General features: G+C 75.0%; 11 protein-coding genes and 1 riboswitch. Of the genes, 3 read left to right on the top strand and 8 right to left on the bottom strand.

The window, feature by feature from the left end; genetic code table 11:
- Position 1: 1 nt before the first annotated feature.
- The 7 genes from ABUW04_RS36645 to ABUW04_RS36615 form a co-directional block, all read right to left on the bottom strand.
- Positions 2 to 2,011, bottom strand: a complete 2,010-nt coding sequence (locus ABUW04_RS36645) for a putative cobaltochelatase (RefSeq protein ID WP_380568713.1) — start codon at positions 2,009 to 2,011, stop codon at positions 2 to 4.
- 35 nt (positions 2,012 to 2,046) lie between these two features.
- Positions 2,047 to 5,700: a cobaltochelatase subunit CobN gene (gene cobN / locus ABUW04_RS36640; RefSeq protein WP_380568676.1), complete on the bottom strand. Its 3,654-nt coding sequence runs from the start codon at positions 5,698 to 5,700 to the stop codon at positions 2,047 to 2,049.
- 32 nt (positions 5,701 to 5,732) lie between these two features.
- Positions 5,733 to 7,229, bottom strand: a complete 1,497-nt coding sequence (locus tag ABUW04_RS36635) for a cobyric acid synthase (RefSeq protein WP_380568675.1) — start codon at positions 7,227 to 7,229, stop codon at positions 5,733 to 5,735.
- Positions 7,226 to 8,164 (bottom strand): cobalamin biosynthesis protein, encoded by a 939-nt coding sequence (locus ABUW04_RS36630; protein ID WP_380568673.1) that lies wholly within the window; start codon positions 8,162 to 8,164, stop codon positions 7,226 to 7,228. Before ABUW04_RS36630 ends, ABUW04_RS36635 begins: the two co-directional genes overlap by 4 nt.
- A 104-nt stretch (positions 8,165 to 8,268) precedes the next feature.
- Positions 8,269 to 8,477: riboswitch (cobalamin riboswitch) on the bottom strand.
- A 24-nt stretch (positions 8,478 to 8,501) separates the two neighbouring features.
- The gene (locus ABUW04_RS36625; RefSeq protein WP_380568672.1) at positions 8,502 to 9,809 is read right to left on the bottom strand and encodes a hypothetical protein; all 1,308 of its coding nucleotides are present in this window, start codon (positions 9,807 to 9,809) and stop codon (positions 8,502 to 8,504) included.
- Positions 9,810 to 9,823: 14 nt separating this feature from the next.
- Positions 9,824 to 10,120, bottom strand: coding sequence for a hypothetical protein (locus ABUW04_RS36620; RefSeq protein ID WP_157624061.1), 297 nt, complete (start codon positions 10,118 to 10,120; stop codon positions 9,824 to 9,826).
- A 138-nt stretch (positions 10,121 to 10,258) separates the two neighbouring features.
- A complete protein-coding gene (locus ABUW04_RS36615; RefSeq protein ID WP_380568671.1) occupies positions 10,259 to 11,680 on the bottom strand; it encodes an NAD(P)/FAD-dependent oxidoreductase in 1,422 nt (473 codons plus the stop codon).
- 220 nt (positions 11,681 to 11,900) lie between these two features.
- Between ABUW04_RS36615 and ABUW04_RS36610 the strand changes: the two genes are divergently transcribed.
- From ABUW04_RS36610 to ABUW04_RS36600, 3 genes are all read left to right on the top strand, one after another.
- Positions 11,901 to 13,025: an alpha/beta hydrolase gene (locus ABUW04_RS36610; protein ID WP_380568670.1), complete on the top strand. Its 1,125-nt coding sequence runs from the start codon at positions 11,901 to 11,903 to the stop codon at positions 13,023 to 13,025.
- Between the two features lie 243 nt (positions 13,026 to 13,268).
- The gene (locus tag ABUW04_RS36605) at positions 13,269 to 14,678 is read left to right on the top strand and encodes a hypothetical protein (RefSeq protein WP_030263186.1); all 1,410 of its coding nucleotides are present in this window, start codon (positions 13,269 to 13,271) and stop codon (positions 14,676 to 14,678) included.
- Positions 14,679 to 14,742: 64 nt separating this feature from the next.
- Positions 14,743 to 15,234, top strand: a complete 492-nt coding sequence (locus ABUW04_RS36600) for a MarR family winged helix-turn-helix transcriptional regulator (RefSeq protein WP_030263182.1) — start codon at positions 14,743 to 14,745, stop codon at positions 15,232 to 15,234.
- Between the two features lie 14 nt (positions 15,235 to 15,248).
- On the opposite strand, the gene ABUW04_RS36595 is transcribed toward ABUW04_RS36600, so the two are convergent.
- Entirely contained in the window at positions 15,249 to 16,259 is a 1,011-nt protein-coding gene (locus tag ABUW04_RS36595) for an Lrp/AsnC family transcriptional regulator (RefSeq protein WP_380568669.1), read from the bottom strand.
- Positions 16,260 to 16,294: the final 35 nt, after the last annotated feature.

Genomic DNA, 16,294 nt, shown 5'->3' with positions numbered 1-16,294 from the left:
GCTACGCCGCCTCCTTCTGCTTGCTGTGTCCACGGTCGGTGTGGATGAGGTCGGTGACGAGGTGGGTGACGCTGTCGGCGGCCAGCTCCTCCAGCCGGACCGCCTCGCCGGCCAGGTGCTGCGCCAACTCGGCGGCCAGGCCCAGCCGGACCGGTCCGCTCTCGCAGTCGACGACCACGGCCGCCGTGCCCTGCGCGGCCAGCAGCTGCGCCGCCCGGCGGGCGTCGGGGAGTGCCTGCGACCCGCCGGTGGCCCGGCCGTCGGTGACCACCACCAGCAGCGGACGGCGGCGCGGATCGCGCAGCCGCTCCAGCCGCAGCGTCTCGTGGGCCCGCAGCAGTCCGGCGGCCAGCGGCGTGCGGCCGCCCGTCGGCAACTGCTCCAGCCGGGCCGCGCCGACCTCGACCGAGGAGGTGGGCGGCAGCGCCAGCACGGCCTCGGAGCCCCGGAAGGTGATCATGCCGATCTTGTCGCGCCGCTGGTAGGCGTCCATCAGCAGCGACAGCACCGCGCCCTTGACCGCCGACATCCGCTGTCGGGCCGCCATCGATCCGGAGGCGTCCACCACGAACAGCACCAGGTTGGACTCGCGGCCCTCGCGGACCTGCTCGCGGAAGTCGTCCCGGCGCAGCCGCAGCGCCCGTCCGTCCCGGCCCCGGGCCAGCTGGTGCGGGGCCGCGGCCTGGACGGTGGCGGCCAGGTGCAGCCGCTGCAGCGCCCCGGTCGGCCGGGCCGCCCGGACGGTGTGGCCGCCGCTGTCGGTGCGGGCCCGCGAGCGGCGCCCCCCGGCGCCCTCGCCGAGCCCGGGCACGGTCAGCAGCCGGGTCCGGTAGGGGGAGGCGGCCGGTGCGGCGGGCTGGGGCGGCGCCGGGGCGGTGCGGCTGGGCGCGCTCTCCTCACCGGATTTCTCCTGCTCGGAGGCCTCCGGCTCGGGAGCGTCCTGGCCACCGCCCGACGGTCCGTCAGGACCGCCGCCGTCGGGCGGTCCCTCGGGGCCGGGGCCGTCGTCGTCGGGGCCGCCGTCCGGTTCCTCGGCGGCCGACTGCTCCAGGGTCTGGTCCAGCTTCTCCTCGTCCAGGCCGGGCGCGTCGAAGGGGTTGCGCCGGCGCCGGTGCGGCAGTGCCAGCTGCGCGGCGGTGCGGACGTCCTCGGCGGTGACCTCGGTCCGGCCGGCCCAGGCTGCCAGCGCGACGGCGGTGCGCGCCATCACGATGTCCGCGCGCAGCCCGTCCACCTCGAACGCGGCGCACACGGCGGTGATCTGACGCAGCGCCGGATCTCCCAGCAGCACGGCGGGCAGCAGCGCCCGCGCCGCGGTGATCCGGGCCGCGAGCTCCTTCTCCTGCTGCGCCCAGCGCTCCGCGAAGCCCTCCGGGTCGGCGTCGTAGGCCAGCCGCCGCCGGACCACCTCGGCCCGCTCCACCGGTTCCCGGGTCGCGGCGACCTCCACGGTCAGGCCGAACCGGTCCAGCAGCTGCGGACGCAGCTCGCCCTCCTCCGGGTTCATCGTCCCGACCAGCAGGAACCGCGCCGCATGGCGCACCGAGACGCCCTCGCGCTCGACGTAGGAGCGGCCCATCGCGGCGGCGTCCAGCAGCAGGTCGACCAGGTGGTCGTTGAGCAGGTTCACCTCGTCGATGTAGAGCACGCCCCGGTGCGCGGCGGCGAGCAGCCCGGGCTCGTAGGCCTTGACGCCCTCGGCCAGCGCCCGCTCCAGGTCCAGCGAGCCGACGATGCGGTCCTCGGACACCCCGACCGGCAACTCCACCAGCCGGGTGGCCCGTTCGGCGGCCGGTGCGGCGGTGTCGTGCGGCCCGTCCGGGCACTGGGTGTCCGGCGCGGCCGGGTCGCAGGCGAAGCGGCAGCCGTCGACCACCGCGATCGACGGCAGCAGCCCGGCCAGCGCCCGCACCATGGTCGACTTGGCGGTGCCCTTCTCGCCGCGCACCAGCACCCCGCCGACCTGCGGGGACACCGCGTTCAGCAGCAGCGAGAGGCGCAGGTCGTCCATGCCGACGATCGCGGTGAAGGGATAGCGGGAGTCGGTCACTGGTCGTCCCCTTCGAGGTCGCCTTCGAGTTCCAGGTAGGTGGCGCGCAGCTGGTCCAGGGTGTCCTGGTCCGGCTCGGCCCACAGCTGCCGGTCCGCCGCCTCCAGCAGGCGTTCGGTGATGCCCCTCAGCGCCCAGGGGTTGGACTGCTTCATGAACTCGCGGTTGGTGGGGTCGAAGACGTACTCGGTGGCCAGCTTCTCGTACATCCAGTCGTCCACGACACCGGCGGTGGCGTCGTAGCCGAAGAGGTAGTCCACCGTGGCGGCCATCTCGAAGGCGCCCTTGTAGCCGTGCCGGCGCATCGCCGCCATCCAGCGGGGGTTGACCACCCGGGCCCGGAAGACCCGGTGGGTCTCCTCGCCCAGGGTGCGGGTCTTCACCTGGTCCGGGGTGGCGCTGTCGCCGACGTAGGCCTCCGGCGAAGCACCCGTCAGATGACGGACCATCGCCACCATGCCGCCGTGGTACTGGAAGTAGTCGTCGGCGTCGACCAGGTCGTGCTCGCGGGTGTCGATGTTCTTGGCCGCCACCGAGATCCGGCGGAACGCCTGCTCCATGTCGCCCCGCGCGGCCCGGCCGTCCAGGCCGCGGCCGTAGGCGTAGCCGCCCCAGACCGCGTAGACCTCGGCGAGGTCGGCGTCCGAGTGCCAGTTGCGGGCGTCGATCAGCGGCAGCAGCCCGGCCCCGTAGGCGCCCGGCTTGGACCCGAAGATCCTGGCGGTGGCCCGGCGCCGGTCGCCGTGCTCGGCGGTGTCCTGCTCGACGTGGGCCCGGACGTAGTTGGCGTCCCCGGGCTCGTCCAGCGCCGCCACCGCCTGCACCGCGTCGTCCAGCAGCGCCACCACGTGCGGGAAGGCGTCCCGGAAGAAGCCGGAGATACGGACCGTCACATCGACCCGGGGACGGCCGAGTTCGGTGGTCGGGACGATCTCGAAGCCGGTGACCCGGCGGGAGGCGTCGTCCCAGACCGGACGGCAGCCGAGCAGCGCCAGGATCTCCGCGATGTCGTCGCCCTGGGTGCGCATGCAGGAGGTGCCCCACACGGTCAGCCCGACCGAGCGCGGATAGCCGCCGGTGTCGGCCAGGTAGCGGGCCACCAGCGAGTCGGCCAGTGCCTGCCCGACCTCCCAACTGAGCCGGGACGGAATGGCCTTGGGGTCGACCGAGTAGAAGTTCCGCCCGGTCGGCAGCACGTTCACCAGCCCGCGGGTGGGCGACCCGGAAGGACCGGCCGGGACGTAGCCGCCGCGCAGCGCCCGCAGGATGTGGGTCAGCTCGTCGGTGGTCCGCTCCAGCCGGGGGACCACCTCGTCGGCGGCGAATCGCAGCACCGCGGCGGCGTCGGCGTTGGCGTGCCCCAGCACCTCGCGCACCAGCGGCTCGGCGGTGGAGGCGGCCCAGCCCGCCTGCTCCATCCCCTCGGCCAGCCTGCGGCACAGCTGCTCCAGCAGGTCCACCGCGTCGGCGGCGCTCCGGGCCGGTCCGGCCACCAGCGCGGTCAGCTCGGCCGGGACCTTCACCGGCGCGCCGGGCTCCGCCAGCAACTCCTTCTCCACCAGGCCGAACTCGGCCGCCAGCGCCGCCCGCAGCCCCGGCAGCGCATCGGCCTTCCCGCCCCACACCTGGGCCGAACGCAGCACCGCCAGCACCAGGTTGACCCTGGCCTCGTCCACCGGGCCGCCGCCCAGGATGTGCAGCCCGTCGCGGATCTGCACGTCCTTGATCTCGCAGAGGTAGCCGTCGATGTGCATCACGAACTCGTCGAAGGCCTCCTCGTCCGGCTGGTCCTCGACATGCAGGTCGTGGTGCAGCTCGGCGGCCTTCACCAGGGTCCAGATCTGCGCCCGGACGGCCGGGGCCTTGGCCGGGTCCAGGTCCTTGACCAGCGCGTACTCGTCCAGCAGCTGTTCCAGCTTGGCCAGGTCGCCGTAGGTGTCGGCACGGGCCATCGGCGGCACCAGGTGGTCCACGATGGTGGCGTGGCCGCGGCGCTTGGCCTGGGTGCCCTCGCCGGGGTCATTCACGATGAACGGGTAGACCAGCGGCAGTTCGCCCAGCACCGCGTCCGGCGCGCAGCCCGCCGACAGGCCGAGGCCCTTGCCCGGCAGCCACTCCATGGTGCCGTGCTTGCCGAGGTGGACCACGGCGTCGGCGCCCCAGGACTGCTCCAGCCAGCGGTAGGCGGCCAGGTAGTGGTGCGAGGGCGGCAGGTCGGGGTCGTGGTAGATGGCGATGGGGTTCTCGCCGAAGCCGCGCGGCGGCTGGATCATCAGCATCACGTTGTCGAACTGCAGCGCGGCCAGCACGATGTCGCCGTTGTCGACGTAGAGGCTGCCGGGGGCCTCGCCCCAGTGCCGCAGGATGCCCTCGCGCAACTCCTGGTCCAGGGTGGCGAACCAGCGCTGGTAGTCGGCCAGCGGCACCCGGGCCGGGGCGGCCCGCAGCTGCTCCTCGGTCAGCCACTCCACGTCGTGGCCGCCCGCGGCGATCAGCTTGTGGATCAGCTCGTCGCCGCCGGACGGGTAGTCGGCGACCCGGTAACCGGCCCCGCGCAGCGCGTCCAGCAGCCGTACCGCCGAGGCGGGGGTGTCCAGGCCGACCGCGTTGCCGACCCTGGAGTGCTTGGTCGGGTAGGCGGTGAAGACCACGGCGATCTTCTTCTCGGCGTTGGGCTTGTGCTTCAGCGCCGCGTGCCGCAGCGCGATCCCGGCCACCCGGGCGGCCCGCTCGGGGTCGGCTGCGTAGACCGGGATGCCGTCCTCGCCCAGCTCCTTGAAGGAGAACGGGACGGTGATCAGCCGTCCGTCGAACTCCGGGATGGCGACCTGCATGGCCGCGTCCATCGGCGACAGCGCCGCGTCCGAGGCCTCCCAGGCGGCCCGGGTGGAGGTCAGACAGAGGCCCTGCAGCACCGGGATGTCCAGCTGGGCCAGCGCCCCGATGTCCCAGGCCTCCTCCGCGCCGCCGGCGCTGGCGTCGGCCGCCACCGTGCCACCGGAGGCCAGCACCGTGGCCACCACCGCGTCGCAGCGGCCCAGCAGCGCGAACAGCTCGGCGTCGGCGCCGCGCAGCGAACCGCAGAACACCGGCAGCGCATTGCCGCCGCGCGCCTCGACGGCGTCGCACAGGGTGTCCACGAAGGCGGTGTTGCCGGACAGTTCGTGGGCCCGGTAGAAGAGCACCCCCACGGTCGGGCGGCCCTCGACCACCGGACGCGAACCGCTGACCCCGTACAGCGGCATCGGCTGCGGCGGGGCGAAGCCCTCGCCGGTCAGCAGCACCGTGTCGGAGAGGAACCGGGCCAGCTCGGCCAGGTTCGCCGGACCGCCCTCGACCAGGTAGGACAGCGCCTCGGCGACCACCCCGGCCGGGACCGAGGACATCCCCATCAGCTCGGCGTCCGGCACCGACTCGCCGCCCAGCAGCACCGCGGGCACCCCGGAGCGGGCGATCGTGGCCAGCCCGTCCTCCCACGCCCGCCGGCCGCCCAGCAGCCGCACCACGACCAGGTCCGCGCCGGTGAGCAGCGCGTCCAGCTCCTCACCGGCCTCGACCCTGGTCGGGTTGGCGACCCGGTAGCCGGCGTCGGCGGCACCGGCCGCCAGCAGGTCGGTGTCGGAGGTGGACAGCAGCAGCACCGTCGTCACAGCAGGTACCTCTCCAGAAGTGGTTGGTTCGGTCACGGCGCACCCGGCGGCACGAACGGCAGCCCGTCCGGTACGCCGCCCTCGATCAGCCGCAGCAGTGCCGCGGTGTCGGCGTGTTCCTCGATCAGATCGCCCAGCCGGTCCAGCCGTTCCTCGCGGGCCGCCGCGAAGCAGGTGTCCGGGGCCGGTACGAAGCGGCGGCCGGCGGCCGCGGCGACCTCGCGCAGGAAGGCGCGGCGGAAGCCGTCGTTCTCCAGCGCGCCGTGCCAAGTGGTGCCCCAGACCGAGCCCTGGCGGACCCCGTCCAGCCAGGGCTCGCCGCCCTCGACGGCGGCCACCCCGTGGTGGATCTCGTAGCCGGCCACGGTCTCCCCGTAGGCCTCGCCGACCGGCCGGGCCAGCGTCTTGGCGGTCGCGAACTCCACCCGAACCGGCAGCAGCCCGAGTCCGGGGACGGCTCCGGCCCTGGACTCGACCTCGTCCAGGATGGTCCGCGCCAGCATCTGGTAGCCGCCGCACACCCCCAGCACCGGCCGCCCCTCGGCGGCGCGTGCGGCCAGCGCCGCGTCCAGGCCGCGCTCGCGCAGCCAGGCCAGGTCGGCGACGGTGGCCCTGGTGCCGGGCAGCACCACCAGGTCGGCGTCGGCCAGCTCCTCCGGCCGGGTGGCCCAGCGGACCAGCACCCCCGGCTCCTGGGCCAGCGCGTCGATGTCGGTGAAGTTGGACAGCCGGGGCAGCCGCACCACCGAGACCCGCAGCACCTCCTCGCCGGAGGCACCGCCGCTGGGCGCCCGGTCGACCAGTCCGGCCAGGTCCAACGAGTCCTCGGCGTCCAGCCACAGCCCCGGCAGCATCGGCAGCACGCCCAGGGACGGACGGTGCGTCAGCTGCTCCAGCATGTCCAGGCCCGGCTTGAGCAGCCGGACGTCGCCGCGGAACTTGTTGACGATCCATCCGGCCAGGTGCCGCTGGTCTTCTGCGGACAGCAGCGCCAGCGTCCCGTATATGGACGCGAAGACCCCGCCCCGGTCGATGTCGCCGACCACCACCACCGGCAGCGCGGCGGCGACCGCCAGGCCCATGTTGGCGATGTCCCGGTCGCGCAGGTTGATCTCGGCGGGGGAGCCGGCGCCCTCGCAGACCACCACGTCGTAGCGGTCGCGCAGATCGGCCAGGCAGTCCAGGGCGATCCGCAGCAGCGCCGGTTTGCGCTCGCGGTAGTCCAGCGCGCCGACCTCGGCGACCGGCTGCCCCAGCACCACCACCTGGCTGCGCTGGTCGGAGCCGGGCTTGAGCAGCACCGGGTTCATCGCCGCCTCGGGCTCGATCCGGGCCGCCGCAGCCTGCATCGCCTGGGCCCGGCCGATCTCGGCGCCGTCGGCGGTGACGAAGGAGTTCAGCGACATGTTCTGCGCCTTGAACGGCGCGACGGAGACCCCCTGCCGGGCCAGCCAGCGGCAGACACCGGCGGTGACCACGCTCTTGCCGGCGTCCGAGGTGGTACCCGCGACCAGCAGTGCCCCGTTCATCGGCGCCCCCTCCGTACCCCTGCGACCAGCGCGGTCACGCCGATAGCGAGCAGCCCCACCCGCCGGGACAGCCGGCAGGCCCGTTCGATGTCCGCGACCGCCACCGGCCGCGACCCAGCTCCGAGCACCGGACGGTGCTCCACCCTCGCGCCGTACTGCAAGGTCCCGCCCAACTGCACTCCCAGCGCGCCGGCGAACGCCGCCTCCGCCTGGCCGGCGTTGGGGCTGGGGTGGCTGGAGGCGTCCGCCCGCCACACCCGCCAGGCCTCCCCGCGGTGGTCCGGCCCCGCGGCGGCGACGGTCAGCAGCGCGGTCAGCCGCGCCCCCGGCCAGCCCGCCACGTCGTCCAGCCGGGCCGAGGCCCAACCGAACCGCAGGTAGCGGGGCGAGCGATGGCCCACCATGGCGTCCAGGGTGTTCACCGCGCGGAACGCCAGCAGCCCGGGGCTGCCCGCCAGCGCGCCCCAGACCAGGGCGTTCACCACCGCGTCGGCGGTGTTCTCCGCCACCGACTCGACCACCGCACGGGCGATCTGCTGCTCCGTCAGCTCCCGGGGGTCGCGTCCGCAGAGGTACGGCAGCCGCTCGCGCGCCGCCGTGAGGTCGCCTGCCTCTAGAGCCGCGCCGATGGTCCGCGCCTCCCGGACCAGGGACGCGCCGCCGAGCACGGTCCAGGTGGCCGCGGCCGTGAACAGCGCCGTTCCCGCCGGGGTGCGCCGCAGCGCCCGCTCGCCGCACCGGGCCCCAACCGCGACCGTGCCGACGCAGAGTGCCGTGAAGACCGCCCCGCTGTCGCGCCGGTCCTGCCAGAGCAGCCGCTCCAGCGCCCCGGCGGCCCGGCCGAACCCGGCCACCGGGTGCCCGCGCCGGGGGTCGCCGAAGGCGGCGTCGGCTGCGTATCCGGCTGCGAGCCCCAGGGCGGTCGTCGCCCGCACGGCCGTCAGCCGCAGGGCCGGGCGATGGCGGGGACAGCAGGCAGAGGTGGTGGCGGAGCAGAAACGCGCATGGCGGTGGATGTCCTCACTCAGGGTCCGCGCCCTGGATCGACGAACCGGGGGCGAGAGTCTCCTGGCTTCCGGATCGACACGCCCCCGGGCCTTCCCGCAGTGCCACCACCCGGTAGAGGGGGTGACCGCCGCCGTGGCCGTCGTTCGAGGGCGCTCCCCGGTGACAGTGGCGGGACCGCGCCGGACTGGGGGTCTCCCCCTTCACCGGCTTCCTCTCCATGCCTCCGTTTGGCCTGCTGATACCACCACGTCCGCCGACCGAGCGTCAACCGGCGGCGGCCCCGCCCGCGCAGTGCTCCAGCAGGTCGGCCACGCTGCCGCGGCCGTCCCAGCCGGGGTCACGGCCCGTCAGCGCCGCGCCCAGGCGGGCCCATCGCACCGGATCGGTGCCCAGGATCAGCGGCACCTGCTCGGCGAGTGTGGCGAGCGCCACCCGGGTGGCCTGCGGCAGGTCGTCGCGGACCAGCGCGCCGGACAGGTACATCAGCACCCGGGCGGCCGGGGCGGTGCGGATCAGCAGGTCCGCCCCGTCCATCCGGCCGGTGTCCAGGGCGCGGTCCAGCAGCTGCGCGACCATCCCGTCGCCCAGCTCGTCGAAGCCCTGCCCGGGTCCTCGCTCCGGCAGCCCGGCCGGCTCGGTGCCGGCCACCAGGGCGGTGTCCCGGAACGCGGGGCACCGCGCCAGGGTGAACCGCGCCGGGACCACGGCCAGCAGGTCGGCGGCGCGCACCAGTCCGCGGGCCAGGGCGGTGTCCGCGTACTCGGCGGCGTCCCGGCCCGGTCCCTCGGCGGGCGCGGCGGCGCAGAACTCGCGGAAGGTCGCGGTGACCAGCTCCGCGGTGTGGTGGCCGTAGACCCGCTCGGGCCGGGGCAGGCCGGCCGCGTCGCAGGCGTCGAGCAGCCAGGCCGGGGTGGTCCAGTTGGGCAGGTCGTAGGCGCCGGTGGCCAGCAGCGCGGCCAGCACCCCTGGGTCCTCCGGCAGCGGTGGCTGGGTGTCACCGCAGGCGCGGCGCAGCAGGTCCAGCGCCATCAGCGCGGACTCGGCGACCCGGGGCGGTGCGGCCCGCGCGGGCGCGGGCGCGACGGCGGTCAGCGGGCGCAGCTGTTCGAGCAGGGCCTCGGGGAGGGCGGGCAGCAGCGCGCGGACGTCCTGGTCCGGGAGCCGGTCCAGCAGGAAGGCCAGTACCCCGAGCACGTTCCGGCTCGGCGGGTACCACTCGTCCGGACCCGCGGCGGGACTGGGCCGGGCCGCGAGCAGGTCGGGCAGCGTCCCGCGGTAGCCGGAGAGCTGTTCCTGCAGACCGTGCCAGCGCTCGGCGTCGGCGCCGAGGAACTCGGCCACCAGGGCCCGGAGTTCGGCGGCGAGCAGCCCCTCCGGGTCGTCGGCCCCGGCCAGCATCCCCGGAACCAGCCGGGCCGGGCGCGCCACCGCGAGCAGTTCGGAGCCGAGTCGCGCGTCCAGGCCGCCGGCCGCCCGCGCCGCCGCGACCAGTCGGCCCAGCTGCGGCTGCCGCGGTGCGGCCAGCGAGGCCCGTACCGCGGCAGCCGCCCGCTCGGCCCGCTCGCGTTCCATCGACGACACCGGCCTCAGGCGGCGTTGTCCTTGCTGGCCGGCAGCTGCTTGGGCGAGCGGGCGGCGCGCAGCAGCTCGACGGCGGTCGGCACCGGCTCGACCGGCACCGGTCCCTGGAGCGGACCCAGGTGCGGACCGAGGTGCGGACCGAGGACCGGCCCGGGGAGCACCTGCCCCTGGACGACCTGGCTGAGTACGACCTGCTCACCGGGGCTGGTGGGCGGGCGGAGGAAGTGGTCCTCGAACCACGACATGCCCAGGATCATGAGCAGGCCGATCGGAGCTATGACGACGCAGAGTAGGACAGACATGGGCACCCCAGGCGGTCAGTGCTGCTGCGGTCTTCCGACTACCCCCGGATCCCAGCCTCGGCCACCGCTCCGCGTTCCGCATCTCGGGGAGTCCGCGCGCGACTGCGTACAGTCAGCGCACCGCCGCCCGGCCCCGGCTCAGTGCCGCCCGGAGACCACGTCGGCGACCCGGGCGATCGGCGAGGTGGTCGCCCGGCCGCCGCGCTCCTGCCGGTCCGCGGCGTGGTAGGCGGCGTACATGCCGTGCACGCCGATCCAGCGCAGCGGCTCCGGCTCCCAGCGCCTGACCCGGTGGTTCACCCAGGGGAGTGCCGTCAGCCCGGTGTCCCCGGAACCGGCCGGCGCGGACTCGCGCAGCACCAGGTCCCGCAGGGTCCTGGCGGCCAGGTTGGTGGTGGTCACCCCGCTGCCGACGTAGCCGCCGGCCAGGCCGAGGCCGGTGGCCGGGTCCAGCTCCACCGTCGAGCACCAGTCCCGGGGCACGCCCAGCACCCCGGACCAGGCGTGGTCGATCCGGGCATCGGCGGCGGCCGGGAAGAAGTCCACCAGGATCGCCCGCAGTTGGTCCACGGTCTTCTGCGCGGTCAGCCCGTCGTTGTCGGTGCGCGAGCCGAAGCGGTACGGGACGCCGCGTCCGCCCAGGGCGATCCGGTCGTCGGCGGTGCGCTGGGCGTACATGTAGGCGTGCGCCATGTCGCCCAGGGTCTCCCGCCCGGACCAGCCGACCGCCTCCCAGAAGGCCTCCGGCAGCGGCTCGGTGACCACCATCGAGGAGTTCATCGGCAGCCAGGACCGGCGTTCGCCGCGCAGCGCCGAGGTGAAGCCCTCGGTGGCCCGCAGCACGAACCGCGCCGACACCGTGCCCTGCGCGGTGACCGCCTTGGCGGGCGCGCCGGACCCGCCGGGGACGATCTCCTGCACGGCCGTGGACTCGTACACCGACACGCCCATCGCCTCGACCACCCGGGCCAGTCCGACCACCAGCTTGGCCGGCTGGATCCGGGCGCCGTGCGGGGTCCAGGTGGCGCCCAGGGTGCCGGCCACACCGATCCGCGCGGCGGCCTCGGCCGGGCTCAGCAGTTCCAGACCGGTCTCGCCGAAGGAGTGCTCGTTCTCGACGTACGCGCCCAGCCGCTCCAGCTGGGCCGGGGTGCGGGCGACCTCCATCATTCCGCCCTTGGCGATGTCGGCGTCGATGCCCTCGGCCGCGCACACCGCGATCACCTCGTCCACCGCGCCGTTCATCGCCTGCTGCATGGCGATCGCGCCCGGCTTGCCGTACCTGCGGGCGAAGACACCGCGTCCGGCGAAGCCGTTGTAGAGCCAGCCGCCGTTGCGGCCGGACGCGCCGTAGCCGCAGAAGCGCTGCTCCAGGACGGTGATCCGCAGGCTGGGATCGGCCTTCTTCAGGTAGTACGCGGTCCACAGACCGGTGTAGCCGCCGCCGACGATGCAGACGTCGGCCTCGGCCGAGCCGTCCAGCGGCCTGCGGGGGGTGGGGAGCCCGATGGTCGAGTACCAGAACGAGACACCGCCGTTGGCGGTGGCGGACGTGCCCACAGGTGACCTGCTTCCATGCTGCGGATAGTGCCCGGCACGCTACCGATGCCCCCGGACCTGCGGCAATGCGCACTCTGTCAGGGGCGGGCCGCGGACTCGGACACTCCGTCGGATGGCCGCGCACCGCTGGCGCGTGCCGTCGCGGGGTACTGGGATGGGTCGGAGCGGGTAAGGAACGCAACGGGTGAGCACCCGGTATCGGACCGACCTTGGGAGCGAGATGCGCTGGGGACGAACGGCTGTGCTGGCCACGGCCACGGCGGTGGGCGCGGGAGCTGCCGCGCTGGTCGCCGGACGGGTGGTCTCCGACTTCTCGGTCCGCCCGCGCGGCGCGGCCCCGGCCGCGGCCGGGGGGCTGCGGGTGCACTCGCTGGCCGCGGGCCGGGTCGAGCTGACCCGGTCCTGGGAGACCCAGCGGCCCGGCCGCTACGCCCTGGAGTGGAACGACGGACACGCGGTGGTCGGCGAGGTGGTCGGCACCACCGCCCAGACCGTGGTGCGCCGGCTGGAGAGCGCCGGTGCGGACGGCGGCAGCCCGCTGGCCGTCGGCACCACCGTCCGGATCACCCCGCAGGTGCTCACCGGCGATCCGCGCTCGGCGGTCGGTCTCGACTTCTCCGAGCTCCATGTCCGCGGCGAGCTCGGCCCGATGCCGGCCTGGTACCTCGCCGGGGTGCGCGACCTGTGCGTGATCGCGGTGCACGGCATCGGCGCCGACCGCCGCCAGGCGCTGCCGCTGCTGCCGCTGCTGGACCGGCTCAAGGTGCCGGTGCTGGTGCTGACCTACCGCAACGACGAGGGCGCGCCGCGCTCGCCCGACGGCATCGCCCACTTCGGCGAGACCGAGTGGCGCGACGTTGAGGCGGCGATCCGGTTCACGGTGGACGGCGGCGCGCGGCGGATCCTGCTCTACGGCTGGTCCGTGGGCGCCACCATGGCGCTGCAGGCGGCGGCCCGCTCGGACCACCGCGAGGCGGTCCGCGGCCTGGTGCTGGACTCCCCGGTGCTGGACTGGGAGGACACGGTGCGCCGGCAGGCCACCCGGCGCGGGGTCCCCGGACCGCTGGCCGAACTCGGCGTGCGGGCGGCCCAGGGGCGTTCGGCGGTCGACCCGGCCGGTTTCGACCGGCTCGCCCTCGGCGCCGACCTCACCGTCCCGGCCCTGCTGCTGCACAGCACCGACGACACGGTGGCCGGCGTCGGGGCGGCCCGGGAGCTGGCCCGGCGGCGCGAGGATCTGGTGGTCTACGAGGAGTACGCCGGAGCCGAGCACGAGGCGCTGTGGAACGCGGATCCCGAGCGCTACGAGGCGACGCTGCTCAGATTCCTCACCCCCCTCCTGTGACCCTTCCGTCACCATTCCGGGACCGAGTGGAGCCCGCCGCGCCAGGGGATGTGACAACTGCCCCGCGGACGGGGAAGACTGCACGGCGTGACGTCCCGGAATTCGCGTGACCGTACTGGCCGATCCGAGATTTCTGGCCGACCCGACACCGCCGGCGGGCGACAGGAGGGTGCACCCGCGAGGGTGACCCGACTGCCCACCGCCGCCCGCCCGCCGCAGCCCCGCGCGGCCACCTCAGGCGGCATGGGCAGCACCGGCGCGGCAGCGCGCTCCGGCGCTCATGCCCGCCGCACGCCCCCGGCCGGGCTGCCCGGCCCTGCCCAACTCTCCCCGCTGGCCCGCAGGCTGCTCGCCGACGCGGTCCGGATCGCCCGCTGGGCCGGCGAACTGCCCAACGTCGACCGGCGCGGGGACCTGCTGGAGGGCGACGTGGTCTCGGCCGGGCGCGCCCTGGCGATGACCCATGACGCCGCCGTCGCCTCCTGGGAGCGGGCCCGCCTGGCCGGCCTGGTGGAACTGCGCGGCAGCGGCGCCGGCCCCGGCTGGCGGCTGCACGCCTGGGAGCACGACGACGAGGCCGTGCTGCGCGGCTGGGCGGCGCTGTTCGACGCCTGGACGCTGCTGGTGCCGGTGCCCGACCGCAACCTGACCTCGCTGGCCGGGCTGGCCGTCGACCACGCCCCGCAACTGCTCTCCTTCCTGCACCTGGTGGACGGCCCGGTGCCGCTCACCGAGCTGCTGGAGCTGCTGCGCCGGGGCCTGGAGGAGCAGTGGCACGGCGGGGTGCCGCCCGCGCTGGGCGCACCGGTCCCGCACGCCGCCTGGGCGGTCAGCGCCGTCCGCGGCGACAGCGCGCTGGCGCTGACCCTCACCCCGGGCGCGGCCGAGGTCGCCGGGGTGCTGGACTGGATGCTGGACGGCTTCGCGGCCGTCGGCGCCGTGGTCCGCCGCGACCTGGGCTCGCCCGACGCCGAGCCGGGCAGTGCCGAGGCGGGCCCGGTCGAGGTCGGCGCGGAGCTCACCCCGCTGGGGCACTGGGCGGTGCGCGCCAAGCTGGAGGAGATCTGCACGGTGGCGCAGACCGCCGCCGGCCACATCGAGCAGTCCGCGCTGGAACTGCTGACCGCCTGCGCCCAGTACTCCCCGGGCCCGGCCCGCGCCGAGTACCGGGCCTGGCTGGCGGCCCGTCAGGCCGAGAGCGCCGTCGCCGACCTGCTGGACGTCGCCCGCGGCGAGGACGCGCTGCTGCGCGGGCTCGCCTTCGAGGCGCTGCGGGTTGCCGGGCACCCGGCCGAGCCGGCCATCAGGGACTGCACCGAGGAGCCGCTGCTGCGCCCCTACGCGCTGCTGTGGCTGGCCGAGCAGACCGACGAGGAGGTGCTGCCCTCGGACGTGCTGGGCCAGGAGGACGCCACCTGGCTGTGGGTGGACACCGGCGCGGCCGTGCTGGAGCACGGCGACACCGCCATGCTGGTCCGCCACGTCCAGGGCGCCACCGACGGCGACCCGGGCCGGCTGTTCGCACTGGCCCGCCGGATCGGCCACCCCAGGGCGGGCCAGGTGCTGGCCGCCGTCGCCTCCGCCCACCCCGACCCCGGCGTGGCCCGCGCGGCCCGCCGCAGCGCCTTCAGCGTCCACGAGGGCGGTCGCTGACCCGGCGCCCTCCTGGCCCGGCGGCGAGTACGGTGTGTGGCAGCAGCCGGGCGAGGGAGTGAGCATGACAGCCGAAGGACGGATCGACTCACCCGCTGACGCGGTCGCCGACTCCCGGATCCAGGCCTTCGGCGTGCTGCTGACCGCGGCCAACCGGCTGGAGCGCCTGCTCGGCTCCTCGATGGAGCACGAGAGCGGGCTCAGCCACCCGATGTTCGAGGTGCTGCTGCTGCTCGCGGCCAGGCCGGAGGGCGCCGCGATGGGCGATCTCTCCCGCAGCCTGGTGCTCACCAGCGGCGGGGCCACCCGGCTGATCGACCGCATGATCGCCGGCGGTCTGGTGCGGCGGCAGCGCTCCAGCGCGGACAAGCGGGTCCAGGTGGTCACGCTCACCCCGGCCGGGTCCTCCCGGCTGGTGCAGGCGGCCCGCCGCCATGTCGAGGAGCTCGACCGGCACGTCTTCGCGGTCCTCCCGCCGGACCGCACCGGCGCCGTGGTGGACGGCCTGGACCGGCTCAGCCACCACGCCCTGGAGGCACTGCCCCCGCTGGGCTGAACCGGAGACCGCGACTAGGCCTGCCGTCCGCTCCAGTAGCGGACGTCCCCGGACACGCTGGGATAGGGGCCGGCGGCCTTGATCCGGCGCAGCACCGGCCCGGTCTCCACCTGCTGGACGGCGCCCAGGGCGGAGATGCTGGTGGTCAGGTAGGTGTAGAAGGCCGGGATGTCCTTGCAGATCACCACCGCGTGCAGATTGGTCGGCCCGGTGGTGGCGCAGCAGAAGGCCACCTCCGGGTGCTCGGCCAGCTCGCGTCCGGTGCGGTCCAGCTCGGACGGGGAGACCGACAGCCAGAGCATCGCCACGGTGTCGAGCCCGAAGATCCGCCGGTCGAAGTCGATGTCGTAGTAGAGCACCCCGCTGGCCTTCAGCTCGGCCATCCGCCGGCGCACCGAGGTCTGCGAGAGCCCGCCGGCGGACGCCAGTTCGGCCAGTCCGGTGCGGCCGTCGCGCTGCAGCAGGGCCAGCATCCGGTGGTCCGCCTCGTCCAGCGCCTCGGCCGGCCGGGGTACGGCGGTGGAGGGCCCGGGCTCCAGCAGCCGGGTCTGCTCCGCCGTCAGCGTGTCCAGCTTGCTGATCAGGCTCAGCGACTCGCCGAAGTAGGTGTGCAGCACGCAGTAGGCGGTGACCCCGACCACGCTGCGGGTCCTCGGCAGCCGCTGCAGCAGCAGCGAGTCGCTGCGGTCGTCGCCCGAGCGGCTGACGCAGTTGATCTCGGTGCCGCCGGAGATCAGGCTGATCCAGGCGGTGTCGTCGCGGCGGGCCAGCGCCTCGGCGACCGGGGCCGCGCCGTCCGGGGTGCACTGCACCCTGATGATCCACTGGACCTCGCCCATCACGGCGGGGCTGGTCAGCCCCATCACCTGGAGCGATCCCCGGCCGCGCAGCCTGCCGTAGCGGCGCGCCACGGTCTGGTCGGAGACCCCGAGCGCCTGGGCGATCCGGCTGAACGAGGCCCGCCCGTCGACCTGGAGGGCGCGCACCAGCTGCCGGTCCAGCCGGTCGAACTCATGGGATTTCACCGCTCCAGCGTAGACAATGTCGAGATCCGCCGGTA

This window comes from Streptacidiphilus jeojiensis (assembly GCF_042510965.1).
In the GTDB taxonomy this organism is placed as follows: Bacteria; Actinomycetota; Actinomycetes; order Streptomycetales; family Streptomycetaceae; genus Streptacidiphilus; species Streptacidiphilus jeojiensis.
The sequence above is the reverse complement of the archived record's forward strand: the minus strand, read 5'-3'. Positions and strand labels throughout refer to the sequence as shown.

Coding starts and splice junctions, on each gene's coding strand:
- ABUW04_RS36625 (WP_380568672.1), bottom strand. CDS start 9,809: ATGGAACGCGAGCGGGCCGAGCGGGCGGCTGCCGCGGTACGGGCCTCG.
- ABUW04_RS36635 (WP_380568675.1), bottom strand. CDS start 7,229: ATGAACGGGGCACTGCTGGTCGCGGGTACCACCTCGGACGCCGGCAAG.
- ABUW04_RS36600 (WP_030263182.1), top strand. CDS start 14,743: ATGACAGCCGAAGGACGGATCGACTCACCCGCTGACGCGGTCGCCGAC.
- ABUW04_RS36605 (WP_030263186.1), top strand. CDS start 13,269: ATGGGCAGCACCGGCGCGGCAGCGCGCTCCGGCGCTCATGCCCGCCGC.
- ABUW04_RS36610 (WP_380568670.1), top strand. CDS start 11,901: ATGCGCTGGGGACGAACGGCTGTGCTGGCCACGGCCACGGCGGTGGGC.
- ABUW04_RS36620 (WP_157624061.1), bottom strand. CDS start 10,120: ATGTCTGTCCTACTCTGCGTCGTCATAGCTCCGATCGGCCTGCTCATG.
- ABUW04_RS36645 (WP_380568713.1), bottom strand. CDS start 2,011: ATGGACGACCTGCGCCTCTCGCTGCTGCTGAACGCGGTGTCCCCGCAG.